Source organism: Stenotrophomonas sp. SORGH_AS_0282 (assembly GCF_030818125.1).
Classification (GTDB): domain Bacteria; phylum Pseudomonadota; class Gammaproteobacteria; order Xanthomonadales; family Xanthomonadaceae; genus Stenotrophomonas; species Stenotrophomonas rhizophila_A.
Map to the genome: position 1 here is coordinate 1,721,361 of NZ_JAUTAB010000001.1, position 25,506 is coordinate 1,746,866.

Sequence of the window (25,506 nt, forward strand, 5' to 3'; positions counted from 1 at the left end):
CGTGTGCATGAATGCAGCGCCAACCGCTCGCGATCGCTGGATCTGGCTGGCATCGGCCGGCCTGATGGCCTTCACCATCGGCCTGGAGCTGGTGGTGCCGCTGGGCTATGCGGTGTGGCTGACGTACTTCATCGCGGTGGGCGTCACCCTGTTCCAGCGCCGGCTGGAGGTGCCGCTGCTGGTCGCGGCCGGCTCGTGCATCCTGCTGGTCGTCGGGTACCACCTGGCCCCGGCGAGCACCAATTCCGCATTTTCATTCGTCAACCGCACCATTGGCGGGATCTGCTTCCTGTTGATGGCGTTGACGGTGATCAAGGCCATCCAGGCCCGGCGTACGGCCGCCGATGCGCTGTGGCTGCAGGAAGGCGAGAACGCGGTGACGGTGAGCCTGCGCGGGGATCCGGAACCGCGCACGCTGGCCGACGAAGCCATGCGCACGCTGTGCGCGCAGCTGAACGCGGATGTGGGTGCGGTCTATCGCCTGCAGGGCGAACGCCTGGTGCTGGTTGGCGGCGCGGCGCTGCCGCCGCACCTGCCCGATTCCCTCATGGCGTCTGCCGGGCAGTGGGGCGAAGTCCTGCGACAGGGCCAGCCGCGTCGGCTGGAAGAAAGCGAAAGCCTGCTTGAGATTGAAACCGCGCTGGGCCGCACCCCCGTGCACCAGCGCCTGCTGGGACCGATCACCGCTGATGGCGCGGTGATCGGGTTGATCGAGCTGGGGCGCGCGGGCGTGTCCCCGGCGCGTTCACTGGAACTGGAACTGCTGTTGCAGTGCGCCGAGCCGATCGGCATGGCGCTGCGCACCGCACTGCTGCGCGCGCAGCTGGTGGAGCTGCTGGAAGAAACCCAGCGCCAGAGCGAAGAGCTGCAGACCCAGCAGGAAGAGCTGCGGGTGGCCAATGAAGAACTGGAAGAACAGAGCCGCAGCCTGCTGCACTCGCAGGCCAACCTGGAACAGCAGCAGGCCGAGCTGGAACAGACCAACGTGCAGCTGGAAGAGCGCACCCATGAACTGGAATCGCGCCAGCAGGCACTGCTGATCGCGCAGGGCCAGCTGGTGCAGAACAGCCGCGAACTGGAGGCCAGTTCGCGCTACAAGTCCGAGTTCCTGGCCAACATGTCGCACGAGCTGCGCACCCCGCTCAACAGTGCGCTGATCCTGGCCAAACTGCTGGCCGACAACAAGGACGGCACGCTGACCGCCGAACAGGTCAAGTACGCGCAGGCCATCCACTCGTCCAACAACGACCTGCTGGCGCTGATCAATGACATCCTGGACCTGTCGCGCATCGAAGCCGGGCATGTCGAACTGGCCGAAGAAAACCTGGCGGTGTCCAGCGTGCTGCAGCGCCTGAAGGAGACCTTCGAGCCGCTGGCCGCGCAGAAGGGCCTGGCGCTGGACATCCGCGCCGACACCGATGCGCCCAGCCAGCTGGTGGCCGATGGCCAGCGCCTGCAGCAGATCCTGAAGAACCTGCTGGCCAACGCGGTCAAGTTCACCGAACACGGCAGTGTCTCGCTGGTGGTGCGCGGCAACGGGGCAGGGCGCATCCAGTTCGCGGTGACCGATACCGGTATCGGCATTCCGCAGGCGCAGACCGACGTGATCTTCGAAGCGTTCCGCCAGGCCGATGGCAGCACCCGGCGCCGTTACGGCGGCACGGGCCTGGGCCTGTCGATCTCGCGCGACCTGGCCGCGCGCATGGGCGGTAGCATTTCCGTGTCCAGCGAGCCCGGTCGCGGCAGCTGCTTCACCCTGGACCTGCCGCTGGCGGCGGGTACTGCGACGGCAGCGCCGATGGCGGCGCCTGACGTGCGCCCGGCGCCGGCCGCCAAGCCGGCCGCACCGGCGCCGCTGTTCGGCAGCGCGCATGACGCGTCCGCCGCTGCCCCTTCGCCGCGCGTGGTGGATGACCGTGGCCGCCGCAGCCGCGCCGGGCGGATGATCCTGGTGGTCGAGGACGATGTGACCTTCGCCGAGGCGCTGGTGGGCATGGCCCATGAGCTGGACTTCGACTGCGTGGTCGCGCAGACCGCCGAAGAAGCCCTCGCGCTGGCCGCCGAGCTGCGCCCCAACGGCGTGCTGCTCGATATCGGCCTGCCCGATGTGTCCGGCCTGAGCGTGCTGGAGCGGCTCAAGCGCGACCCGGCCACCCGGCATATCCCGGTGCACGTGGTCTCCGGGCTGGAACGCTCGCAGGTGGCGATGGAGCTGGGCGCGATCGGGTATGTGATCAAGCCGGCCACGCGCGAACGCCTGGTCGAGGCGATCCAGCAGCTGGAAGCCACCAGCGAGCGCGACGTGCGCCGCCTGCTCATCGTCGAGGACGACAGCGCGCTGCGCTCCAACCTGCAGCTGCTGCTGGGCCGCGACCAGCTGGAAATCACCGCAGTGGGCAGCCTCGCCGAAGCAAAGGCCGAACTGGGCACCTCCACCTTCGATTGCATGGTCACCGACCTGGCGCTGCCCGACGGCACCGGCTACGACCTGCTCGAATACATGGCCGGCAACGAGGCGGTCGCCTTCCCGCCGGTCATCGTCTACACCGGGCGCGCACTGACCCGCGACGAAGAGCAGCGCCTGCGCCGCTATTCCAAGAGCATCATCATCAAGGGCGCGCGCTCGCCCGAGCGCCTGCTCGATGAAGTGACCCTGTTCCTGCACAGCGTGGAAGCCTCGCTGCCCAGTGACCAGCAGCGCCTGCTGCGCGAAGCGCGCCGCCGCGATGCGGTGCTGGATGGGCGCACCGTGCTGCTGGCCGAGGACGACGTGCGCAACATCTTCGCCCTGTCCAGCGTGCTGGAGCCGCTGGGGGTGAAGCTGGAAATCGCCCGCAACGGTCGGGAAGCCCTGGACAAACTGGGCCCTGACATCGACCTGGTGCTGATGGACATCATGATGCCGGAGATGGACGGGCTGACCGCAATGCGCGAAATCCGCCGTGACAACCGCTGGCGCGACCTGCCGATCATCGCGCTGACCGCCAAGGCCATGCCCGATGACCGCGAGCATTGCCTGCAGGCCGGTGCCAACGATTACATCGCCAAGCCCATCGATGTGGACAAGCTGGTCTCGCTGTGCCGCGTGTGGTGTTCGCGCCGATGAACGACGCCGAGCTGTTCGACCTGGAGTTGCGGCTGCTGTTGGAGGCCGTATACCAGCGCTACCACTACGACTTCCGCGACTACGCGCTGGCGTCGCTGCGCCGGCGCATGCGCCACGCCATGGCCCGCTTCGAGTGCGACAACATGGGCACGCTGCAGCACCGGCTGCTGCATGAGCCGGAAACCTTTGCGCTGGCCATGCAGTACTTCACCGTGCAGGTCTCGGAAATGTTCCGTGACCCGGCCTACTTCCGCATGCTGCGCGAGCACGCCATCCCGGTGCTGCGCACCTATCCGTCGATCAAGCTGTGGATCGCCGGCTGCAGCACCGGCGAGGAAGTGTGGTCGCTGGCGATCCTGCTGCAGGAAGAAGGCCTGCTGGACCGCGCCATCATCTACGCCACCGACATCAACCCCGATGCGCTGGAAGCCGCCGAAACCGGCGCGTTCGCGCTGGACCGTATGGCCCAGTTCAGCCGCAACTACCTGGAAGCGGGCGGCACCGGTTCGTTGTCGGACTACTACAGCAGCGGCTACGGCAGCGTGGTGTTCGACCGCCGGCTCAAGCGCAACATCGTGTTCGCCGACCACAGCCTGGCCACCGACACCGTGTTTTCCGAAGTACACCTGGTGTCGTGCCGCAACGTGCTGATCTACTTCCAGCGCGCCCTGCAGGACCGCGCCATTGGCCTGTTCCATGAGGCGCTGGTGCACCGTGGCTTCCTCGGCCTGGGCAGCAAGGAATCGCTGCAGTTCGGCGAGCACGCCGATGAATTCGAAGCCTGCGCGCGCGAACAGCGCCTGTACCGGAAGCTGGCCTGATGGACGCCCCGGTCGAGCAGCCCGAGTTCGAGGTCATCGTGGTCGGCGCCTCCGCCGGCGGCGTGAGCGCGCTGCAGCAGCTGCTGGCCGCGCTGCCGGCGGACCTGCCGATGCCGGTGCTGGTGGTGCTGCACCTGCCGCGTGACCGCCCCAGCCGGATCGCCGACCTGCTCGGCCTGCGTTGCCCGCTGGCGGTGGGCGAAGCCGAGGACAAGCAGCCGCTGGCGCCCGGTACGGTGACCTTCGCGCCGCCGGACTACCATCTGCTGGTCGAAAGCCGCAGCGCCCTGGCGTTGTCGGTCGACGCGCCGGTGCTGTTCTCGCGGCCGGCGATCGACCCGCTGTTCGAAAGCGCCGCCGAGGTGTTCGGCAGTGGCGTGCTCGCCATCCTGCTGACCGGGGCCAGCAACGACGGCAGCGCCGGCGTTGCCGCGGTCCGCAGCGCCGGTGGGCAGGCCTGGATCCAAAGCCCCGATGATGCCTATTCCCCGATCATGCCGGCGGCTGCGCTGGCACATGCCGGCGCCGATGCGGTGCTGACGCTCACCTCCCTATGCTCGCGCATGAAAGGCCTTGCCCGATGAACCTTATCGAGTCCACCACGACGCCGGCCACCGAGCGCGTGAACCTGCTCATCGTCGATGACGTCCCGCAGAACCTGGTCGCCATGGAGGCGCTGCTGCGCCGCGACGGCCTGGATATCCTGTGCGCGGCCTCGGGTGCCGAAGCGCTGGAACTGCTGCTGGAACACGAAGTGGCGCTGGCGCTGCTGGACGTGCACATGCCGGAGATCGATGGTTTTTCGCTGGCCGAGCTGATGCGCGGTTCGCAGCGCAGCCGCGATGTGCCGATCATCTTCCTGACCGCCTCGCCGAACGACCCGGTGCGCGCCTTCAAGGGCTACGAAAGCGGCGCGGTGGATTTCCTGCACAAGCCGATCGAGCCGCAGGTGATCATGAGCAAGGTCAATGTGTTCATCGAGCTCTACCAGCAGAAGCAGCTGCTCAAGGCGCGCAACCAGGCCCTGGAGCACGCGCTCAAGCTCAACGAAACCATGATGGCGGTGCTCACCCACGACCTGCGTACGCCGTTGTCGGCGATCCTGTTGTGCGCCGACAAACTGTCGCTGGACCTGCCCGACGACCCGTCCGCGCAGCAGACCCTGGTGCACCTGGAAAACAGCGCGGTGCGCATGGCGCGGATGGTCGAGCAGCTGCTGGATTTCTCGCGGATCCGCAGCGGTGGCCTGCGCCTGCAGACCGAGGAATGCGATCTGGCCGAAGTGGCGGCCGTGGTGGTCAACGAGGTCGGCCGCGCCCACCCGAAGGCGAAGATCGAGCTGCAGGTGGAAGGGGATACCCGCCTGCAGGGCGATCCGGACCGCTTGGCGCAGCTGCTCTCCAACCTGATCGGCAACGCGGTGCTGCATGGCGGCGATGCGCCGGTGCAGGTGCTGGTGCGTGGCCTTCCCGGCGATTCGCTGCGGCTGCAGGTGCGCAATGCCGGCCAGATTCCGGAAGCGCTGCTGCCGCGCCTGTTCGAGCCGTTCAAGGCCAGTTTCCACGACAGCCGCGGGCTTGGGCTGGGGCTGTTCATTGCCCACGAGTTTGCCCGGGCGCATGGTGGGTTGCTGTCGGCGCGGAACCTGGAAGGGGCGGTGCTGTTCGAGACCGGGTTGCTGCGTCGGGCGGACTGAGCCTGGCCGGTCTGCCATGACGGGCAGGGCCCGTCACTACGGTAAACTGGAGGCATGTCGCCTTCCCGTGCCAAGACCGCCACCCCGCTGATCGATGCCCAGGTGCACGTGGAGGGGTTCGTGCAGGTGCGCGAGGCGCGCCGCTCGGAGCTGGTCGAAGACTACGTGGAGCTGATCGCGGACCTGATCGCCGATGGCCGCGAGGCACGCCAGGTGGACATCGCCACCCGCCTGGGCGTTGCCCAGCCCACGGTGGCCAAGGCGCTCAAGCGCCTGGTCAAGGAAGGCTGGGCGATCCAGCGGCCGTACCGGGGCGTGTTCCTGACCCCGGCCGGCGAACAGCTGGCGGTGGAAATGCGCGCCCGCCACCAGACCGTGGAGCGTTTCCTGCTGGCGCTGGGCGTGGATGCCGATTCGGCCCGACGCGATGCCGAAGGGATCGAACACCATGTCAGCGAGGCCACCCTGGCGGCCTTCGACGCATTCCTGCGCAAGGCCGATGGTCGTGGTTGAGCGCCTGCCGCCGCCTCCGCCGCTGGGCGTGCCGGTGCACGACCAGGACGAATACTGGATGCAGCACGCATTGGGCCTGGCTGCACGCGCCGAGCGCGAGTTCAACGAGATCCCGGTCGGTGCGGTGCTGGTGGGTTCCGATGGCACGCTGCTGGGTGAAGGCTGGAACCTCAACATCGCCGACCACGACCCCAGCGCCCACGCCGAGATCGTGGCGATGCGCCAGGCGGGCAGGGCGCTGGCCAACCACCGCCTGCTGGGCAGCACCCTGTACGTGACGCTGGAGCCGTGCGCGATGTGCGCGATGGCAGTGGTGCATGCGCGGGTGGCGCGGCTGGTGTATGCGGCCACCGATCCCAAGACCGGGGCCTGCGGCAGCGTGTTTGACCTGCTCGGCGATGCGCGCCACAACCACCGCGTGGAACTGCACGGCGGTGTGCTCGCCAAGGAGGCCAGTACGCGGCTGACCAATTATTTCCGGGCCAAACGCGGCAAACCGCCGCTGCTGCTGGAATGATTTCACGGCAGGGCCACACCGCGAAGGCGGTATCATGTCGCAATACACTCTGCACAAGGGCATGACATGGCGGACAACGGCGCCGAAGGCGAACGACTGATCTGGATCGACCTGGAAATGACCGGTCTGGATACCGACAACGATTCGATCATCGAGATCGCTACCGTCGTCACCGATGCGCAGTTGAACGTGCTGGCCGAGGGCCCGGAGTTCGCCATCCACCACCCGGTGGAGCGCCTGGAAGCCATGGACGAATGGAACCGCAACCAGCACCGCCGTTCCGGGCTGTGGCAGCGCGTGGTCGACAGCCAGGTGACCCTTGCGCAGGCAGAAGCGCAGACGGTGAATTTCCTGGCGCAGTGGATCAAGGCCGGCGCCTCGCCGATGTGCGGCAACTCGATCTGCCAGGACCGCCGTTTCCTGCACCGTGAAATGCCGCGCCTGGAGAAGTACTTCCACTACCGCAACCTGGACGTGTCCACGGTGAAGGAGCTGGCCCGGCGCTGGGCACCGACGGTGGCCGCCGGCGTGGGCAAGACCTCCAGCCATACCGCGCTGAGCGACGTGCATGATTCGATCGCCGAACTGCGCCATTACCGGCAGTTCATGGGGGCGCTGTCCGGCCTGCCGGTCGCCTGACGTCCTGAACGTTTCACGTCCCCGTGGTCCGGCCAACGGCCGGGGCTACCGTCGTGCTTCATTCAATCTGCGGGCGGTATGATCCGGGCATGAGCCATATTGTCCGTATCGTGCCGCCGCCGCTGGAAGCGCAGATCCTGCCGACCTCGCAGGACTGGGCCGACCTGCAACGGGCGGTGGGCCTGCTGGAATCGCCCACGCTCACCGCCAAGATGGCCAACCTGATCGGTTCACCGCTGGAGTTCGCGGTGAAGAAGCTGCCGCAGTCGGTGTCGCGTCGCATCCACGGGGCGGTCGAGGCGGCGCTGTTCAAGTCGGCGCAGGCCGCGTTGTGGAGCATGGACAACACCCCCGGCAAGGCCGCATCCACGCGCTGGCACAAGCTGGCGGCGGCGACCACTGGTGCACTGGGCGGCGCGTTCGGCTTCACCGCGCTGTTCCTCGAGCTGCCGGTGTCGACCACGATCATGATGCGCTCGGTCGCCGACGTCGCGCGCAGCGAAGGGTTCGACCTGAGCGAGATGGGCACCCGCCACGCCTGCCTGGAGGTGTTCGCGCTGGGCGGCAACTCCGGCCAGGACGACGCCAGCGAGACCGGCTACTACATCACCCGTGGTTTCACCGCCGAAGTGATGCGCCACCTGTCGGCCGAACTGGCCGGCGCGGCGGTGGGCGGCGGTGGCGTGATGATCGGCCTGACCCCGAAGGAAGCCGGCAAGTGGCTGGCCAAGATCGTTGAAAAGGTCGCCGCCCGCTTCGGCGTGGTGGTTACCGAGAAGTTCGCCGCCCAGGCGGTGCCGATCATCGGCGCCGTAGCCGGTGCCACCCTGAACACCATGTTCACCGACTACTACCAGGACATGGCGCGCGGCCACTTCATCGTGCGCCGGCTGGAAAAGCAGTACGGCTACGAAACCGTGCGCGCCGCCTACAACCAGCTCGCAGGCGAAACCCCGTAGCGACACGCCATGCGTGTGCCAGGCGGTCCTGGCGTTCGATCATTGCATCCACGGCACAACTGTTTTGCCGGAACAGGCCTGTTGCCATCGCCACGCCATCCCCATCCTTGCCACAGTCTCCAGCAAGGAACCCCCATGCTCTTCACCCCCTACCGCCTCGGCCCGCTGACCCTGCCCAACCGTATCGTCATGCCGCCGATGACCCGCTCACGTGCCGCTGCCGGCAACGTCGCCACCCCGCTGATGGCGAAGTACTACGCCCAGCGCGCCTCGGCCGGCCTGATCGTCAGCGAGGGCACCCAGATCAGCCCGCAGGGGCAGGGCTACGCCTGGACCCCCGGCATCCACGATGACGCCCAGGTTGCCGGCTGGCGCGGCGTGACCGATGCCGTGCACGCCGCCGGCGGCCGCATCTTCGCCCAGCTCTGGCACGTGGGCCGCGTCTCGCACGTGGACCTGCAGCCCAACGGCGCCGCGCCGGTTTCGTCCTCGGCCCTGCAGGCCGAAGGCGTCAAGGTCTTCGTCGACGTCGCGGGCGCCGGCCCACAGGGCGGGGTAGGCGAGATGGTCCAGCACTCCATGCCGCGCGCCCTGGACACCAGCGAAATCCCGCAGATCGTGCGCGACTACGCGCTGGCCGCCCGCCGCGCCATCGACGCCGGCTTCGACGGCGTTGAACTGCATGGCGCCAACGGGTACCTGATCAACCAGTTCATCGATTCGCAGGCCAACCAGCGTACCGACGGCTACGGTGGTTCGCTGCAGAACCGCCTGCGTTTCCTGCGCGAAGTGGCCGAAGCGGTCGCCGCTGAAGTAGGCGCTGACCGCCTCGGCGTGCGCCTGGCCCCGCTGACAACCCTGCAAGGCGCGGTCGACGACACCCCGCAGGCCACGTACCTGGCCGCCGCGCATATCCTGGACAGCATCGGCGTGGCCTACCTGCACATCGCCGAAGCGGACTGGGAGGACGCCCCGGTGATGCCGGTGGCGTTCAAGGAAGCGCTGCGGATGATTTATCGCGGCACCCTGGTCTACGCCGGCAAGTACACCGTCGAGCGCGCCGAGGAAGCGCTGGCCAAGGGCTGGGCCGACCTGATCGGTTTCGGCCGGCCGTTCATCGCCAACCCCGACCTGCCGGCTCGCCTGCAGCAGGGCCTGGAGTTGAACGCGCCGGACAAGGCAACGTTCTTCGGCGGCGCCGAAGCCGGTTTCACCGATTACCCCAGCGCCGAAACAATCGAAGCGTAGTGACACGCCACGCGTGTCAACGCGGAGCCTGAACACAAAAAACCCCGCCGAAGCGGGGTTTTTCGTTATCAGCCCTTGGCCTTGAGCTTGGCCAGCCGCAGCCAGGTATCGACCACGGTGTCCGGGTTCAGCGACACCGACTCGATGCCTTCCTGCATCAGCCATTCGGCCAGGTCCGGATGATCGGACGGGCCCTGGCCGCAGATGCCCACGTACTTGCCCTTGGCGCGTGCCGACTTGATCGCCATCGACAGCAGCTTCTTCACCGCCGGGTTACGTTCGTCGAACAAGTGCGCCACGATCGACGAATCGCGGTCCAGGCCCAGCGTCAGCTGGGTCAGATCGTTCGAACCGATCGAGAAGCCGTCGAAGATCTCCAGGAACTCATCGGCGAGCAGCGCGTTGGACGGCACCTCGCACATCATGATGATCTTCAGGCCGTTCTCGCCCTGCTTCAGGCCGTTCTGTTCCAGCACCTCGACGACCTTGCGGCCTTCTTCCAGCGTGCGCACGAACGGAATCATGACCCACAGGTTGTCCAGGCCCATCTCGTTGCGCACGCGCAGCACAGCCTTGCACTCCAGCGCGAAGGCGGCCGAGAAGCTCGGGTCGACATAGCGGCTGGCGCCGCGGAAGCCGATCATCGGGTTCTCTTCGTGCGGCTCGTAGCCGCTGCCGCCGATCAGGTTGGCGTACTCGTTGGACTTGAAGTCCGACAGGCGCACGATCACCGGGTTCGGCGCCACCGACGCGGTCAGCGTGGCAATGCCTTCGGCCAGGCGGTTGACGTAGAAGCTGACCGGATCGGCGTAACCGGCGATCTTCTCGTCGATCTTCTTTTTCGTGGCCGCATCCTGGCGGTCGTATTCCAGCAGCGCGTTGGGATGGATGCCGATGTGGCTGGCAATGATCATCTCCAGGCGGGCCAGGCCGATGCCGGCGTTCGGCAGCTGGCCGAAGTCGAAGGCACGTTCCGGGTTGGCCACGTTCATCATGATCTTCAGCGGCGCCGGCGGCATGTTGCCGAGGTCCGTGGTGGTGCGCTCGAAGTCCAGCTTGCCTTCATAGATGAAGCCGGTGTCGCCCTCGGCGCAGCTGACCGTCACTTCCTGGCCGTCCTGCAGCACCTGGGTGGCGTTGCCCGAGCCGACCACGGCCGGAACGCCCAGCTCACGCGCGATGATCGCCGCGTGGCAGGTACGGCCACCGCGGTTGGTGACGATCGCCGAAGCGCGCTTCATCACCGGCTCCCAATCGGGATCGGTCATGTCGGCGATCAGCACGTCGCCCGGCTGCACGCGCGCCATGTCTTCCAGCGACTTGACCACGCGGGCCACGCCGGCACCGATCTTGGCACCCACCGCGCGGCCTTCGGCCAGCACCTTGCCGTCCTTCTGGTTCAGCGCGAAACGCTCGATCTGGGTGGCATGGCCACGCGACTTCACCGTTTCCGGGCGCGCCTGCACGATGAACAGCTTGCCGCTCACGCCGTCCTTGGCCCACTCGATATCCATCGGGCGGCCGTAATGCTTTTCGATGATCAGCGCCTGCTTGGACAGCTCCTGCACGTCCTCGTCGCTGATCGAGAAGGTATTGCGGATCTCCACCGGGGTGTCTTCGATGCGCACGCGCTCACCGGGCACGTCCGAATACACCATGCGGATCGCTTTGCTGCCCAGCGAGCGGCGCAGGATGGCCGGCTTGCCCGCATTGAGCGTGGGCTTGTAGACGTAGAACTCGTCGGGGTTGACCGCACCCTGCACGACCATTTCGCCCAGGCCGAAGCTGGAGGTCACGAAGACCACGTCGCGGAAGCCCGATTCGGTGTCCAGGGTGAACAGCACGCCGGACGAGCCCACGCCCGAGCGCACCATCAGCTGCACGCCGGAAGAGAGGAACACGTCTTCGTGCTTGAAGCCGTGGTGCACGCGGTAGGCGATGGCACGGTCGTTGTACAGCGAGGCGAACACTTCCTTGACCTTGTGCACGACATCGTCGGCACCGGTGACGTTGAGGAAGGTTTCCTGCTGGCCGGCGAAGGAGGCATCGGGCAGGTCTTCGGCGGTAGCCGAGGAGCGCACCGCCACGGCCACGTCACCGCCGCCGTTTTCGTCGCACAGCTGCCTGTAGGCGCTGCGGATGTCCTGGTCCAGCTGCGGCTGCAGCGGCGCGTCGATCACCCAGCCGCGGATTTCCTTGCCGGCAGCGGTGAGCGCGGCGACATCTTCCACGTCCAGCGTGGCCAGCTTGTCGAAAATGCGCTTGGACAGATCGTTGTGCGCGATGAAGTCCTTGAAGGCTTCAGCGGTGGTTGCGTAACCGCCGGGGACGGATACCCCCAGACCGGCAAGATTGCCGATCATTTCGCCCAGCGACGAATTCTTGCCGCCTACGCGGGCCAGGTCGGCCAGGCGCAGTTCGTGCAACCACAGGATATTCTCGTTCAAGCGCGATGCTCCGTTTGGCCATCGCCCGAGGCGGGCTTGGATGGCCACGTCCGTAGGAAGAAGCCGATATGATGCCGGGCATACCGCCGTCGGCACAAGCTTGTATCGTCGGCCTTTTTAAGCTTCAGAGGGGGTAAATGGCGCATGTCGACGATCCGTCCGGTGTTTTACGTATCCGATGGAACCGGTATCACCGCTGAAACCATTGGGCATAGCCTCCTGACCCAGTTCTCCGGGTTCAGCTTCATCACCGATCGAATGTCGTTCATCGACGATCCGGAAAAGGCCCGCGAAGCCTGTGAACGGATCCGCGCGGCGGGGGAGCGCTACCAGGTCCGGCCGATCGTGGTCAGTTCCTGCGTGGACAGCGGGCTGAGCATGATCCTGGCCGAGAGCGGGGGGCTGATGCTCGACGTGTTCGCCCCCTTCATCGAGCCGCTGGAGCGCGAACTGGCCGTGAACCGCCATTCCCGGGTGGGCCAGGCGCACGGCATGGTGGACTTCGAGACCTACCACCGGCGCATCAACGCGATGAACTTCGCGCTGACCCACGACGACGGCATCGCCATCAACTACGACGATGCCGACGTGATCCTGGTGGCGGTGTCGCGGGCCGGCAAGACCCCGACCTGCATCTACCTGGCCCTGCATTACGGGGTGCGCGCGGCCAACTACCCGCTGACCGACGAGGACCTGGAGCAGGACCGCCTGCCGGCCCGCCTGCGGCCCTACCGCAAGAAGCTGTTCGGGCTGACCATCGACCCGGACCGGCTGCAGCAGATCCGCCAGGAGCGGCGCCCGAACTCGCGCTACGCCAACCTGGAGACCTGCCGGCGCGAGGTCGCTGCGGCCGAGACCATGTTCCGGATGGAGCGCATTCCCACCCTGAGCACCACCCATACCTCGATCGAGGAGATCTCGAGCAAGGTATTGACCACGCTGGGGCTGCAGCGCGAGTTGTATTAACGGAAGGCGTCACGACCAACGGTCGTGACCTACCGGCGCAGCGGGCGCGTCCCCACGTTTGATTCTTCAACGTGTAGGATCGAGACATGGCCCAGGCATCACCCCGCATCGAACGCATTCCCCGGCTCAGCCGCCTGAGCTGGCTGATGGGCCTGTATGCCGAGAATTACCGCCACCTGGTGCGGCTGTTCGAGCCGGCCGGGCTGGAACCCGGCAGCTACGTGTCCTCGGTGGGGGATGGCCTGGATGTGCGGCTTGATGTCATCGAATGCCACCCCTATACGGTCGAACTGCGCCTGACCTACGACTTCGCCGACCCGGTGACCGGCCAGCCCGACCCGTCGGCCTATGTGCGCCTGTACCGCGATGCGCGCCAGGCCGAGACCACCCATTGCTACGTGGGCCGGCGCTGGCAGGACGTGGTCGGCATGTACCCGCCGCCGGCCGAGCTGATCAGCCACCGCATGCGCATGAACACCTTCCTGGGCAAGTGGCTGGAATACCTGGCCGAGCGCGGCCATGGCGTGGCCACCCTGCGCCGCGACCACAACGCGCTGGCGGCCCCGGCCGACACCCGCCGCGCCCAGGTGGCCGGCTGAGCGACCGGCCCCGCACGGATCGCGCATAATCGGCGATTGTGTCCTGCGAGCCGTTGCCTCCATGCCCTATACCCCGATCGTGGCCACGCTGGGCTACGTGCTGTCGCCCGATGGCCGCCAGGCCCTGATGATCCACCGCAACGCACGGCCGGGTGACCAGCACCTGGGCAAGTACAACGGACTGGGCGGCAAGGTCGAGCGCGACGAGGACGTGGCCGCCGGCATGCGCCGGGAAATCCTCGAGGAGGCCGGGATCGAGTGCGGCACCATGCGGATGCGCGGCACGATCAGCTGGCCGGGGTTCGGCAAGCACGGCGAAGACTGGTTTGGCTTTGTGTTCGTCATCGACGACTTCACCGGCACGCCCCTGACCTCGAACCCGGAGGGCACCCTGGAGTGGGTGGACGTGGACAAGCTGGAGACCCTGCCGTTGTGGGAAGGCGACCGCCAGTTCCTGCCGCTGGTGTTCGACGAGGACCCGCGCCCGTTCCATGGGGTGATGCCGTACCGCGACGGCACGATGCAGTCCTGGTCGTTCACCCGGCTGTGACGATAGGCGCGGCTTATCCACAGGGGGTGTGGATGACCGGTGCGTAAGTTTGTGGATAACGCGCGGCGGCGACCAGCCCCCATGGCTGTCAAGATGGGTGGCTAAAAATTCGCCGCTGGTCAGCATCGCGTGAGTACGATGCGAAGGTCGGCAACCGTGAAGGCTGTCGCGGTTCGGCCCGGTCGCGGTACTCTTTCGGCATTGCCGCCCACCGAGCTTCCATGAAACGTCACTTCACGATGCTGCGCGAGTTCCACCTGGCCGACTGGTTCACCCTGGCCAACGCGTTCTGCGGTACCGGTGCGGTGTTTGCGGCCATGCGCTACCTGCAGGACGGCGAGCGCAGCTACCTGCTGTTCGGCATGGCGCTGATCCCGCTGGCCTTCATCTTCGATGCGCTGGACGGGCGGATCGCGCGCTGGCGCAAGTCCAGCTCGACCCTGGGCCGCGAGCTGGACTCGCTCTCGGACGTGATCTCCTTCGGCGTGGCCCCTGCCGCGCTGGCCTATGCCTGTGGCATGCAGGGCGGCTGGGACTGGCTGGTCCTGAGCTACTTCGTCTGCTGCGGGGTGAGCCGCCTGGCCCGCTACAACGTGACTGCCGAAGCGCTGGCCGGCGATGGCGACAAGGTGCCGTACTTCGAGGGCACGCCCATTCCGACCAGCCTGGCGCTGGTGGTGGTGCTGGCCGTTGCCGCCAGCATGGGCGCGATCGGCCATGACCTGTGGCTCGGCCGCTGGCAGCTGGGGCCGTGGCAGCTGCACCCGCTGGTGCTGCTGTTCGCGCTGTCAGGGTCGCTGATGATCAGCAAGACCCTGCGCATTCCCAAGCCATGAGTACCGCCGGCGGCGGCCACGACGCAGGCGACTTCGAGGCGCTGGCCCGGCAGTACTTCAGTGCCTGGGGCGATGCGCTGCGGCACGCCGCGGTCCCCCCCGGGGGCGACCCCACCGGCGCCGCACCGGGCACCTGGCAGCAGACCATCGAGGGCTGGGCGCAGCTGATGTCCAACCCGGGCAACCGCCAGTCTGAAGACGCCGTGCACCGGTTCCGCGAGCAGGCCGGCGGCTGGTACGGCACCATGCAGCAGGTGGCCGCGCGTTTCGCCGGCCAGGACAGCAGCAGTGCCGACATCGCCCAAGCGTGGCGCGAGGCCGTGGAGGGGCAGGGCGACGGCCTGCTCAAGTGGATGCTGCAGGGCGCACGCGGGCATACCCAGGCCGGTGGGCCGGATCTGCTGGCGCTGCTGGAACGGCTGCAGCAGGACCTCGGGCCGTGGCTGCAGAGCCCCGCGTTCGGCCCCGGTCGCGAACACCAGGCGCGCTGGCAGGCGCTGCTGCGCGCCCAGCAGGAGTACCAGGGCCACGCCCGTGACTACGTGGACCAGATCAAGCAGGCGCTGGACGACGCGTTCACCCTGTTCGAGCAGCGCCTTGCCGAGCATGAGCAGCCGGGCAACCAGCTGACCAGTGCACGCGCGATGTTCGACCTGTGGATCGAGGCGGCCGAAGAGGCCTACGGCAACGTCGCGATGTCCGAACCGTTCCAGCAGGTCTACGCCGCGCTGGGCAACGCGCAGATGCGCCTGCGCGGCGCGGCGCAGCAGGAAGTGGAGCGGATCAGCGAGGCGTTCGGTCTGCCGACCCGCACCGAGATGGATGCCGCGCACCGGCGCATCACCGAACTGGAGCGGCTGGTACGGCGCATGGCGGCGGCAACCAGGCGCTCGCCGTCGCCCGCTGCCGGCACGCCGGAAAAGAAGCCTGCGAAAAAGCCCGCGAAGAAGGCCGCGCCCAAGCCGCGTGCGCGCAAGGCAGCCCCATGAAAGGACCCCTGGGCTTCAATGCCGAAGACCTGCTGCAGGAAACGCTGTCCATGCAGCGCAAGCTGATGGATGGCCTGAAGCTGCTGCCGTCGGTGGAGGACGTGGATTACGGCGCCACCGCGCGCGAGGAAGTCTGGCGCGACGGCAAGGTCACGCTGTACCGCTTCGTCGGTGAGCAGGCGCCGGTGCAGCGCACCCCGCTGCTGATCGTGTACGCGCTGGTCAACCGCCCCTACATGGTCGACCTGCAGGCCGACCGGTCGCTGGTCCAGCGCCTGCTGGCGCTGGGGCACGACGTGTACGTGCTGGACTGGGGCTACCCGGACCGCTCCGAGCGCTACCAGACCCTGGAAGACTATCTGCTGCGCTATGTGGAGGGCGCCGTCGACCACCTGGTCGCCGCCAACGACGGCGCACCGGTCAACATGCTGGGCGTTTGCCAGGGCGGCGTGTTCGCGCTGTGCTACGCCGCGCTGCGCCAGCCGAAACTGGCCAACCTGATCACCATGGTGACCCCGGTGGATTTCCAGACCCCGGACAACATGCTCTCGCACTGGGCGCGGCAGGTGGACGTGGACCTGCTGGTGGACACGCTGGGCAACATCCCGGCCGACCTGATGAACGCCAGTTACCTGATGCTCAAGCCGTTCCGGCTCAATATCCAGAAGTACGTGGGGTTGCTGGACATCCTCGATGACAAGGCCGCACTGCAGGACTTCCTGCGCATGGAGAAGTGGATCTTCGATTCGCCCGACCTGGCCGGTGAGGCCTTCCGTGACTTCATCAAGCAGTTCTACCAGGGCAACGGCCTGATGCGTGACGGGGTGACGATCGGCGAGGAGCATGTCGACCTGCGCCAGGTCACCCTGCCGGTGCTGAACATCTACGCCGAGCAGGATCACCTGGTGCCACCGGATGCCTCGCGCGCGATGGGCGCGCGGATCGGCAGCACCGACTACACCGAAAGCAGCTTCCGCGGCGGCCATATCGGCATCTACGTCTCCGGCCGCGCCCAGCGCGAAGTGCCGGGCACCATTTCGGCCTGGCTGGCGGAGCGCAGCTGATGGACATCCGATGCAGCGTGTTGCTGGCGATGCTGCTGGCCGCAACCGCCGCCACCGCCGGCAGCGCGTCGGCAGCGCCCAGCGAGGCGGCCCGCCGCGAGATTGGCGCCCTGATCGGTGCGCTGGACGGCTCGTCCTGCCGCTTCCAGCGCAACGGCAGCTGGCACGATGCCGCCGAGGCGCGTGCGCACCTGCAGCGCAAGTACGATTACCTGCTGAAAAAAGACAAAGTGGATACCGCCGAGCAGTTCATCGAGCGTGCCGCCAGCCAGAGCAGCATCAGCGGCAAGGCGTATCGGATTGCCTGCCCGGGCCAGCCCGAGCAGACCGCGGCGGCGTGGTTCGGCGCGCGCCTGCAGGCGCTGCGCCAGCCGCGCTGAACCGGGCCGGCCCGCCGCTCCATTCAAAACGCATCGGCTACACACCCGCTGCGTTACCGTTCCCCCATTACCGTTGGAGGACCTCGCCATGAACACCACCGCCCCCCGCACGCTGTCGCGTTCGCTCAACGACCGCATGATTGCCGGGGTGATGGGCGGCATCGCCCACCGTTTCGGCTGGAGCCCGACCCTGCTGCGCGTCCTGTTCGTGCTGGTGTCGCTGGCGTCGGCTGCGTTCCCGGGCATCCTGGTGTACCTGGTGCTGTGGCTGCTGATCCCCAACGAGGCCGATTGAGCCTGCCGCCACCGGCGCTGCGCGCGCTGCAGGGGCTGGGTGCGGTCTGGACCGCGCCCAACACCCTGATCGGCGTGCTGGGCGGGCTGGCCGGCATGCTGGCCGGCGCGCGCCCGTACTGGAGCCGGCGCGACTGTGCGCTGGTGTTCCGTGAGTACCCGTGGGGGCCGGGCGGGGCGATCACCCTGGGCAACGTGATCCTGCACACCGGTGCCAGCCTGGAGATCCCCTGCCGCACCTATGCGCACCAGGCCGGACACTGCACCGAGCCCGTGATCGGCCTGCATGACCACGAACGCGCCCATGTCTACCAGTACCTGGTGCTGGGGCCGTTCTACCTGCCGGTGTACCTGCTGTGCGGTGGGGTGAGCGCGCGCAACCCGTTCGAGCGCGCGGCGGATCTGTACGCGCTGCACGGTCACGGCTGGTGGCCGTTAAAAAAACGGTAAGCAATGCGCCGGTAACGCGACGTCATCTGCATGCAAACAAACGTCATTAGCCTCCTGACACACCAGTCAGGTTGGGCGCGCTAAGCTGTGCCGGCAGTACCTGCATGACGTTTCTGGAGGAACACATCACATGGCAATCGTTCTTTATGTCGGTGGTAGCAAGGATGGCGACAAGGGCCTGGTGCCCCACGGCTTCACCAAATCTCGTGCCGATACCGACGTCGGCCCTGAGATCTACACCGAGCGCTTCATGGAACTGCAGGGCCTGGGCAGGGTCCGGGTGATGGCCCTGGAGTCGTTGCAGGATGAGGCGGTCAGGGTCCGCGCAGCCCAGCATTACCGGTAGATGCCGACCGTGGGTCGGCATTGGCATTTTTCGGGAATGTCAACGGGTTTCCCCCGCCGCCCGGCGTTGCCACAATCGGTGTTTTCCGCATAGTGGCTTCGGCCGGACGCAATGCCAGACCTCAAGCTCGCTCAGCAGATCGCCCAGACCATCGCCGATGAAATCGGTGCCCAGCCTGCCCAGGCGCACGCCGCCATCGCCCTGCTCGACGAAGGTGCCAGCGTTCCGTTCATCGCCCGCTACCGCAAGGAAGTCACCGGCGGCCTGGATGACACCCAGCTGCGCAACCTGGAAAGCCGGCTGACCTACCTGCGCGAGCTGGAAGAGCGCCGCGCGTCGGTGCTGGCCAGCGTCGACGAACAGGGCAAGCTCAGCGACGAGCTGCGCAACGACATCCTCGGCGCGGACACCAAGTCGCGTCTGGAAGACCTGTACCTGCCGTACAAGCCCAAGCGCCGTACCCGCGCGCAGATCGCCCGCGAAGCCGGGCTGGAACCGCTGGCCGATGGCCTGCTGGCCGACCCGGGCCTGGACCCGCAGGTGTTCGCCGCCGGTTTCGTTGACGCCGACAAGGCCGTGGCCGACACCAAGGCCGCGCTGGAAGGCGCGCGCGCGATCCTGATGGAGCGCTGGGGCGAAGACGCCGCGCTGGTCGGTGAGCTGCGCGCCTGGCTGGGCGAGCACGGCGTGATCCGTGCGCGCGTGGCCGAAGGCAAGGAAGAGCAGGGCGCCAAGTATCGCGACTACTTCGAGCACGCCGAGGGGCTGGCGAAGATTCCCTCGCACCGCCTGCTGGCGCTGTTCCGCGCGCGCCGCGAGGACATCCTGTTCCTGGAACTGGACCCGGGCAGCGATGCCGAAGCCGGTCACGTGTATGCCGAAGGCCGCGTGGCGTTCAAGGCCGGGATCCGCGACGCGGGCCGCCCGGGCGACCGCTGGCTGCTCGACGCCTGCCGCCTGACCTGGCGCGCCAAGCTGCACATGCACCTGCTGCTGGACCTGTTCAACCAGGCCCGCGAAAAAGCCGAGGCCGAGGCCATCGCGGTGTTCGGCGACAACCTCAAGGACCTGCTGCTGGCTGCTCCGGCCGGGCCCAAGACGGTGCTCGGGCTGGACCCGGGCATCCGCACCGGCTGCAAGATCGCCGTGGTCGATGCCACCGGCAAGCTGGTGGCCACCGACACCATCTACCCGCACGAACCCCGCCGCCAGTGGGAGCAGTCGCTGCAGACCATCAAACAGCTGTGCATGAAGCACAACGTGGAACTGATCGCGATCGGCAACGGCACCGCCAGCCGCGAAACCGACAAGCTCGCCGGTGAAGTGATCCAGGCGCTGGGGGAAGCCAAGCTGCAGAAGATCGTGGTCAGCGAAGCCGGCGCCTCGGTGTATTCGGCGTCGGAGTTCGCGGCGAAGGAATTCCCCGACCTGGACGTGTCGATCCGTGGCGCGGTCTCCATTGCCCGCCGCCTGCAGGATCCACTGGCCGAGCTGGTCAAGATCGAACCCAAGGCGATCGGCGTGGGCCAGTACCAGCACGACGTGGACCAGTACCGGCTGGCGCGCGCGCTGGATGCGCGCGTGGAAGACTGCGTCAACGCGGTCGGCGTGCACGTCAACACCGCTTCTGCCGCATTGCTGTCGCGGGTTTCAGGCCTGTCCTCGACCGTGGCCGAGAATATCGTGCGCCACCGCGACGAAAACGGTCCGTTCAAGCGCCGCAAGGACCTGCTCAAGGTGCCGCGCCTGGGCGACAAGACCTTTGAACAGTGTGCCGGCTTCCTGCGTATTGCCGACGGCGACCAGCCGCTGGATGCGTCCTCGGTGCACCCGGAAGCGTACCCGGTGGTGGAGCGGATCGTGGCCGCCACCGCGCGCCCGATCAAGGCGCTGATCGGTGATGGCAGCTTCCTGCGCGGCCTGAAGGCCGAACAGTTCACCGACGACACCTTCGGCGTGCCGACCGTGCGCGACATCCTCAAGGAACTGGAGAAGCCCGGCCGCGACCCGCGCCCGGAATTCAAGGCCGCACGTTTCGCCGAAGGGGTGGAAGAGATCAAGGACCTCAAGCCGGGCATGGTGCTGGAAGGGGTTGTCAGCAACGTCGCCGCCTTCGGTGCGTTCGTCGACATCGGCGTGCACCAGGACGGCCTGATCCACATTTCGGCGTTGTCCGACACCTACGTGAAGGACCCGCGCGACGTGGTCAAGGCCGGTGACATCGTCAAGGTGAAGGTGCTGGAGGTCGACGTGGCGCGCAAGCGCATCGCGCTGACCCGGCGCTTGGACGATACCCCGGCCCCGGCCAAGGCGCCCGGCGAGCGCGATGCGCGCCCGGCCGGCGGCGGTCGGCGTGACGGAGGTAGCGGTGGCGGCGCCCGCCAGGGTGGCCGTGGCCCGGCGCCCGGCCCGCGCCCGGGCAGCAGTGCGCCGCCGGCCAACAACGCCCTGGCCGACGCCTTCGCCCGGGCCAAGCGGGGCGGTTGAGGCCGCCCTCGTCACGGGGTTGACGATGGCTTGATCCCGTTTCCCGTTGAATGCCGGTACGCTGTACCGGCGGCGGGAGGCCAGATGACAGACCAGCAGGCGGGGCAGTGGGGTCCGAGCCAGAGCGACACTGCCAGCCCTGGCGGCGTCCGGGTGCCCGCATGAAACGAAACGGCGCCCCGCCGGACGGTGACGAAGCGGCCGCGTTGGCCCGCGCGCTGCAGGACACCACCGAGCAGCGCCGACGGCTGGAAATGATCATCGACGGCACCGCGATGGGTACCTGGGAGTGGAACTGCCAGACCGGTGCCATGCGGGTCAACGAACGCTGGGCGCAGATCGTCGGCTACACCCGCGAGGAACTGTCGCCGATCACATCGCAGACCTTCTCCCGGCTGGTCCATCCCGATGACCTGGCGCAATCCAATGCGCTGCTGCGTGAGCACCTGGACGGACGGTCGCCGCACTACGACAGCCTGTGCCGCATGCGCCACAAGCAGGGACACTGGATCTGGGTACAGGACCGCGGGCGGGTCTACGAATGGGACGCCGAGGGCCGGCCACTGCGCATGGCCGGTGCGCACGCCGATGTCAGCGACCTGCAGAATGCACGCGAAGACGCGGCGGACACCCGCCAGCGCCTGCAGGCGGTGGTCGATGCGTCCGACGAGGTAGCGGTGATCGCCACCGACATCCATGGCGTGGTCAACCTGTTCAATACCGGTGCGCAGAAGCTGCTGGGCTACACGCCGGAAGAAGTGATCGGCCAGGTCAATCCGGGCCTGTTCCACGAGATCCATGAAATGCAGGATTACCTTCGGCCCCTGGCCGATGCGGAGGGGCGTCTGCCGACGGTGTTCGAAGCGCTCACCGCACACGCCGCGCAGGGCACCTGGTCGCACCAGTGGACCTTCGTGCGCAAGGACGGCGAGCACCGGCAGGTGCGGCTGTCGATCAGTCCGCTGGATTCGGGCAGCGGCCAGCGCATGGGCTACGTCGGCATGGCGGTGGACATCACCCCGCTGCTGGAAGTGCGCGAGCAGGCCTACCTGGCGGCGGAAAAATTCGCGGGTGCGTTCTCATCGGCCGCGCTCGGCATGGCACTGGTGTCGCTGGAAGGGCGCTGGCTGGACGTCAACGACGCGCTGTGCGGCATTCTCGGCTACACGCGCGCCGAGCTGCTGGAGATTGATTTCCAGACCCTGACCCATCCCGACGACCTGCATGCCGACCTGGCCCTGGTGGGCGACCTGCTGGCCGGGCGCCGCGACCACTACCACATGGAGAAGCGGTACCTGGGCAAGGGCGGCAACGTGGTCTGGGGCCGGCTGTCGGTATCGCTGGTGCGTGCGCCGCACGGCGAGCCACTGCATTTCGTCTCGCAGATCCAGGACGTCACCGTGCAGCGCTTCAGCGGCCAGCAGCTGCGCGAATCGGAGCACCGCACCCGGGTGACCCTCGATGCGGTCGCCGACATGGTGCTCACCCTGGACCTGGCGGGGCATATCCAATACGCCAATGCCGCCGCGACCCGGGCGCTGGCCGGGGAGGGCGCCGCCCCGGTGACCGGCAGCCAGATCCAGGATGTGATGGAGCTGACCACCGAATACGCCCCACGCTCGCCGCTGGACCTGGCCGTGCTGCTGGATGCGGAAAGCAATGCGGTGGACCTGCATTCGGACCTGCTGCTGTCGGTGGGCGCCCAGTTGCTTCCAGTGGACCTGACCCGGGCCTGGCTGCAGGGCGAGGACGGGCAGGTGAGTGGCACAGTGTGGGTGATCCGTGATGTGACCCAGCAGCGCGCCCGCCAGCGCGAGGCCCGCCACCTGGCCGAAGTCGACCCGTTGACCGAGCTGAGCAACCGGCGCGGCTTCGAAGCGCACCTGCAGGAGGCCATCACCCGGGTGGCACGGACCGGGCAGTCGGCCTCGCTGATGTTCATCGACCTGGACAATTTCAAGCCGATCAATGACAGCCATGGCCACCTGGCGGGAGACGCCATGCTGTGGGCGGTCGCCACCGTGCTCCGGCATGGCGTGCGCGATTCGGACATCGTGGCACGGCTGGGCGGCGACGAATTCGCGGTGATCCTGGCCGGCTGCTCGCTCCGGCGCGCGCGGCGCATCGCCAGCGACCTGCTGGAATCGGTGCGCACGCTCAGCGTGCCATGGGGCGCGGGACGCCTGGTGGTCGGCACCAGCATCGGCATCGCCGCGATCGGTGGCCACATGAGCGTGGATGCGGCGGTCGCCGCAGCGGACGCCCAGTGCTACCGGGCCAAGGCGCTGGGCAAGAACAACGTGCAGGTCGAAGCGCCCGTGCATGGTGGCCCCGACCCCCTGGACGCAGGTGACGCCGAACTCGATGGCGAGAGCAGCGAAGGCGGCCCAGGCTGAACCTGCTCAGGGTTGCCGTCCCAGTACCGTGCCCGATACCTCAAGCTTGATGGCCGAGGGTCGATACCTTCCTCGCAATCGGCCCCACCCCGCAGACGTCTTCGCAGGTCCCGAAGCCAACGTGATTCCGCGCCGCACAGCACCCGCGTCGCATCCCCATCAGCTGATCGGACATCGAGGATATGGAAATGTTCAGCTCAAGCATGCAGTTGCCCCTGTCGGCCGCGGACACGGCTTCCGCCCCCGCTTCGCGCTGGCGCCCGTTCGCCGCGCTGTTCAGCGCTCGTCGCGCGCTGCGCGACGACGCCCGGCAGGCCGCACTGCACCAGGCCGAGCTGGAAGCGCAGGTCGCCGCGCTGCACCGGGTCCAGGCGGTGATCGAGTTCGCGCTCGACGGCACCATCCTGACCGCCAATGCCAACTTCCTGCAGGCGCTCGGCTACTCGCTGGACGAGGTGCGCGGGAAGCACCATGCCATGTTCGTCGACCCGGCCCAGGTCGCCACGCCGGCGTATCGCGAGTTCTGGGCGCGGCTCGGCCGCGGCGAGTACGACGCCGGCCAGTACCGCCGGTTCGGCAAGGGCGGGCGCGAGATCTGGATCCAGGCCTCGTACAACCCGGTGCTGGACCCGAACGGGCGCCCGTACAAGGTCGTCAAGTTCGCCACCGACATCACCGCCCAGATGATGCAGGCGGCCGATTTCGCCGGCCAGCTCGCGGCCATCAACAAGTCGCAGGCGGTGATCGAGTTCAGCCTCGATGGCCGCATCCTCGGCGCCAACGAGAATTTCCTGGCCACCACCGGCTATACGCTGGAGGAAGTGCGCGGCCAGCACCATGCCATGTTCGTCGCCGCCGACTATCGCGGCAGCGACGAGTACCGCGCGTTCTGGGAGAAGATGGGGCGGGGCGAGTACGACGCCGGCCAGTACCGGCGCGTCGGCAAGGGCGGACGTGACATCTGGATCCAGGCGTCCTACAACCCCGTCCTGGACGTGGACGGCCGCCCGCTCAAGGTGGTCAAGTACGCCACCGACGTCACCGCCCAGGTCCGCGACAGCCAGGCCCTGCAGCAGGCGGTGGCGCAGACCCGCGAGGTGGTGGCGGCCGCGCAGGGGGGCGACCTTACCGGGCACATCGCCGTCGATGACAAAACCGGCCCCATCGCCGAACTGTGCTGCGGCATCAACGCGCTGGTCGAAGCGATGGCCGGCATCATCGGGCAGATCAAGTTTGCCGCCGACACCATTGCCCTGGGCGCCAGCGAAATCGCGGTCGGCAACGCCGACCTGTCCCAGCGCACCGAGCAGCAGGCCGCGTCGCTGGAGGAAACCGCGGTATCCATGAAGGACCTGGCCGATACCGTGCGGCGCACCGCCGACAATGCCCGCCAGGCCAGCGAACTGGCCAGTGGCGCGGTGGGCGTGGCGGCGCAGGGCGGGCAGGTGGTGCACGAGGTGGTGTCGACCATGGCGCTGATCAACGAGTCCTCGCGCCGCATCGTCGACATCATCGGCGTGATCGACGGCATTGCCTTCCAGACCAACATCCTGGCGTTGAACGCGGCGGTGGAAGCGGCCCGCGCGGGCGAACACGGGCGGGGATTCGCGGTCGTCGCGGCGGAAATCCGCTCGCTGTCGCAGCGTTCGGCCGGCGCGGCCAAGGAGATCAAGCAGCTGATCACCGACTCGGTGGACAAGGTCGGTACCGGCACCAGCCAGGTAGAGAGCGCCGGGCGCACCATGGACGAGATCGTGGTCAACGTGCGGCGGGTCAGCGACCTGATGACGGAGATCAGCACGGCCACCCGCCAGCAGAGCGAGGGGATCACCCAGATGAACCGGGCGGTCGACCAGATCGACGAGGGCACCCAGCAGAACGCCGCGCTGGTCGAGGAGGCCTCCGCCGCGGCGCGCAGCATGGAAGAGCAGGCCAGCCAGCTGCTGCAGACCGTGGCGGCGTTCCGGGTGGATGCGGCGGTGGCCACGGCGCTGCGCCAGGGCGCACAGCCGGTACTGCGGCTGGTCTGAAACGCGACGCCCCGTCAACGGCCGGATCCTTGGGGTCCGGCCGTTTTTCGTGGTGGCTGCCAGCGTCGTGGAACCGCGCCAGGGCACCCCGGATGGAGGTGCCGGGATTATGTCGGGAAGAAACTACGCATTTTACCGGCGAGGCCGTTTTCCAGGCCCGGCAACGGGGTGCT

23 protein-coding genes are annotated in these 25,506 nt (G+C 67.6%); 22 read left to right on the forward strand and 1 reads right to left on the reverse strand.

Annotated features, from left to right (window positions below):
- Positions 1 to 7 precede the first annotated feature (7 nt).
- The 9 genes from QE395_RS07570 to QE395_RS07610 all read left to right on the forward strand — a co-directional run bounded on the left by QE395_RS07570 (position 8) and on the right by QE395_RS07610 (position 9,499).
- Entirely contained in the window at positions 8 to 3,106 is a 3,099-nt protein-coding gene (locus tag QE395_RS07570) for a response regulator (RefSeq protein ID WP_306988298.1), read from the forward strand.
- Positions 3,079 to 3,927, forward strand: a complete 849-nt coding sequence (locus QE395_RS07575; protein WP_210130536.1) for a CheR family methyltransferase — start codon at positions 3,079 to 3,081, stop codon at positions 3,925 to 3,927. Before QE395_RS07570 ends, QE395_RS07575 begins: the two co-directional genes overlap by 28 nt.
- The gene (locus QE395_RS07580; protein WP_249832647.1) at positions 3,927 to 4,511 is read left to right on the forward strand and encodes a chemotaxis protein CheB; all 585 of its coding nucleotides are present in this window, start codon (positions 3,927 to 3,929) and stop codon (positions 4,509 to 4,511) included. Before QE395_RS07575 ends, QE395_RS07580 begins: the two co-directional genes overlap by 1 nt.
- The gene (locus tag QE395_RS07585) at positions 4,508 to 5,623 is read left to right on the forward strand and encodes a hybrid sensor histidine kinase/response regulator (protein ID WP_068852699.1); all 1,116 of its coding nucleotides are present in this window, start codon (positions 4,508 to 4,510) and stop codon (positions 5,621 to 5,623) included. The genes QE395_RS07580 and QE395_RS07585 overlap by 4 nt, the downstream gene beginning before the upstream one ends.
- 54 nt (positions 5,624 to 5,677) lie before the next feature.
- Complete coding sequence (gene mntR, locus QE395_RS07590) at positions 5,678 to 6,136, forward strand: manganese-binding transcriptional regulator MntR (protein ID WP_068852696.1); 459 nt, start codon at positions 5,678 to 5,680, stop codon at positions 6,134 to 6,136.
- On the forward strand, positions 6,123 to 6,653 hold the full coding sequence (gene tadA / locus QE395_RS07595; protein WP_249832646.1) for a tRNA adenosine(34) deaminase TadA: 531 nt from the start codon (positions 6,123 to 6,125) through the stop codon (positions 6,651 to 6,653). The genes mntR and tadA overlap by 14 nt, the downstream gene beginning before the upstream one ends.
- Positions 6,654 to 6,719: 66 nt before the next feature.
- Positions 6,720 to 7,292 carry an oligoribonuclease gene (gene orn / locus QE395_RS07600; protein ID WP_093535972.1) on the forward strand — a complete coding sequence of 191 codons (573 nt, stop codon included), beginning with the start codon at positions 6,720 to 6,722 and terminating at the stop codon, positions 7,290 to 7,292.
- 89 nt (positions 7,293 to 7,381) lie between these two features.
- Complete coding sequence (locus QE395_RS07605; protein ID WP_068852687.1) at positions 7,382 to 8,251, forward strand: EcsC family protein; 870 nt, start codon at positions 7,382 to 7,384, stop codon at positions 8,249 to 8,251.
- A gap of 135 nt (positions 8,252 to 8,386) precedes the next feature.
- Positions 8,387 to 9,499, forward strand: a complete 1,113-nt coding sequence (locus QE395_RS07610; protein WP_249832644.1) for an alkene reductase — start codon at positions 8,387 to 8,389, stop codon at positions 9,497 to 9,499.
- Positions 9,500 to 9,567: 68 nt separating this feature from the next.
- Here QE395_RS07610 and ppsA read toward each other — a convergent pair whose 3' ends face one another.
- Entirely contained in the window at positions 9,568 to 11,946 is a 2,379-nt protein-coding gene (ppsA, locus tag QE395_RS07615) for a phosphoenolpyruvate synthase (protein ID WP_095362685.1), read from the reverse strand.
- 144 nt (positions 11,947 to 12,090) lie between these two features.
- Here ppsA and QE395_RS07620 point away from each other — a divergent pair, with 144 nt between their 5' ends.
- The 13 genes from QE395_RS07620 (at position 12,091) to QE395_RS07680 (ending at position 25,333) form a co-directional block, all read left to right on the forward strand.
- Positions 12,091 to 12,912: a pyruvate, water dikinase regulatory protein gene (locus tag QE395_RS07620; RefSeq protein WP_068852678.1), complete on the forward strand. Its 822-nt coding sequence runs from the start codon at positions 12,091 to 12,093 to the stop codon at positions 12,910 to 12,912.
- An 86-nt stretch (positions 12,913 to 12,998) separates the two neighbouring features.
- Positions 12,999 to 13,511 carry a DUF1249 domain-containing protein gene (locus QE395_RS07625; RefSeq protein ID WP_093535966.1) on the forward strand — a complete coding sequence of 171 codons (513 nt, stop codon included), beginning with the start codon at positions 12,999 to 13,001 and terminating at the stop codon, positions 13,509 to 13,511.
- A gap of 61 nt (positions 13,512 to 13,572) precedes the next feature.
- Positions 13,573 to 14,061 carry an 8-oxo-dGTP diphosphatase gene (locus tag QE395_RS07630; RefSeq protein ID WP_249832643.1) on the forward strand — a complete coding sequence of 163 codons (489 nt, stop codon included), beginning with the start codon at positions 13,573 to 13,575 and terminating at the stop codon, positions 14,059 to 14,061.
- Positions 14,062 to 14,282: 221 nt separating this feature from the next.
- Entirely contained in the window at positions 14,283 to 14,897 is a 615-nt protein-coding gene (locus tag QE395_RS07635; RefSeq protein ID WP_068852670.1) for a phosphatidylcholine/phosphatidylserine synthase, read from the forward strand.
- The gene (phaE, locus tag QE395_RS07640; RefSeq protein ID WP_249832642.1) at positions 14,894 to 15,886 is read left to right on the forward strand and encodes a class III poly(R)-hydroxyalkanoic acid synthase subunit PhaE; all 993 of its coding nucleotides are present in this window, start codon (positions 14,894 to 14,896) and stop codon (positions 15,884 to 15,886) included. The genes QE395_RS07635 and phaE overlap by 4 nt, the downstream gene beginning before the upstream one ends.
- Positions 15,883 to 16,950: a class III poly(R)-hydroxyalkanoic acid synthase subunit PhaC gene (gene phaC, locus QE395_RS07645; RefSeq protein WP_068852663.1), complete on the forward strand. Its 1,068-nt coding sequence runs from the start codon at positions 15,883 to 15,885 to the stop codon at positions 16,948 to 16,950. Before phaE ends, phaC begins: the two co-directional genes overlap by 4 nt.
- Positions 16,950 to 17,330: a YfeK family protein gene (locus tag QE395_RS07650; protein ID WP_249832641.1), complete on the forward strand. Its 381-nt coding sequence runs from the start codon at positions 16,950 to 16,952 to the stop codon at positions 17,328 to 17,330. Before phaC ends, QE395_RS07650 begins: the two co-directional genes overlap by 1 nt.
- Before the next feature lie 88 nt (positions 17,331 to 17,418).
- Entirely contained in the window at positions 17,419 to 17,625 is a 207-nt protein-coding gene (locus QE395_RS07655) for a PspC domain-containing protein (RefSeq protein WP_068852656.1), read from the forward strand.
- Entirely contained in the window at positions 17,622 to 18,074 is a 453-nt protein-coding gene (locus QE395_RS07660) for a hypothetical protein (protein ID WP_083214167.1), read from the forward strand. Before QE395_RS07655 ends, QE395_RS07660 begins: the two co-directional genes overlap by 4 nt.
- 130 nt (positions 18,075 to 18,204) lie before the next feature.
- Positions 18,205 to 18,420: a hypothetical protein gene (locus tag QE395_RS07665; protein WP_093535956.1), complete on the forward strand. Its 216-nt coding sequence runs from the start codon at positions 18,205 to 18,207 to the stop codon at positions 18,418 to 18,420.
- A 111-nt stretch (positions 18,421 to 18,531) separates the two neighbouring features.
- Positions 18,532 to 20,907 carry a Tex family protein gene (locus tag QE395_RS07670; RefSeq protein ID WP_306988306.1) on the forward strand — a complete coding sequence of 792 codons (2,376 nt, stop codon included), beginning with the start codon at positions 18,532 to 18,534 and terminating at the stop codon, positions 20,905 to 20,907.
- Between the two features lie 161 nt (positions 20,908 to 21,068).
- Positions 21,069 to 23,303, forward strand: a complete 2,235-nt coding sequence (locus tag QE395_RS07675; protein WP_306988308.1) for a PAS domain S-box protein — start codon at positions 21,069 to 21,071, stop codon at positions 23,301 to 23,303.
- 203 nt (positions 23,304 to 23,506) lie between these two features.
- Positions 23,507 to 25,333 (forward strand): methyl-accepting chemotaxis protein, encoded by a 1,827-nt coding sequence (locus tag QE395_RS07680; protein WP_306990452.1) that lies wholly within the window; start codon positions 23,507 to 23,509, stop codon positions 25,331 to 25,333.
- The last annotated feature ends 173 nt before the right edge of the window (positions 25,334 to 25,506 follow it).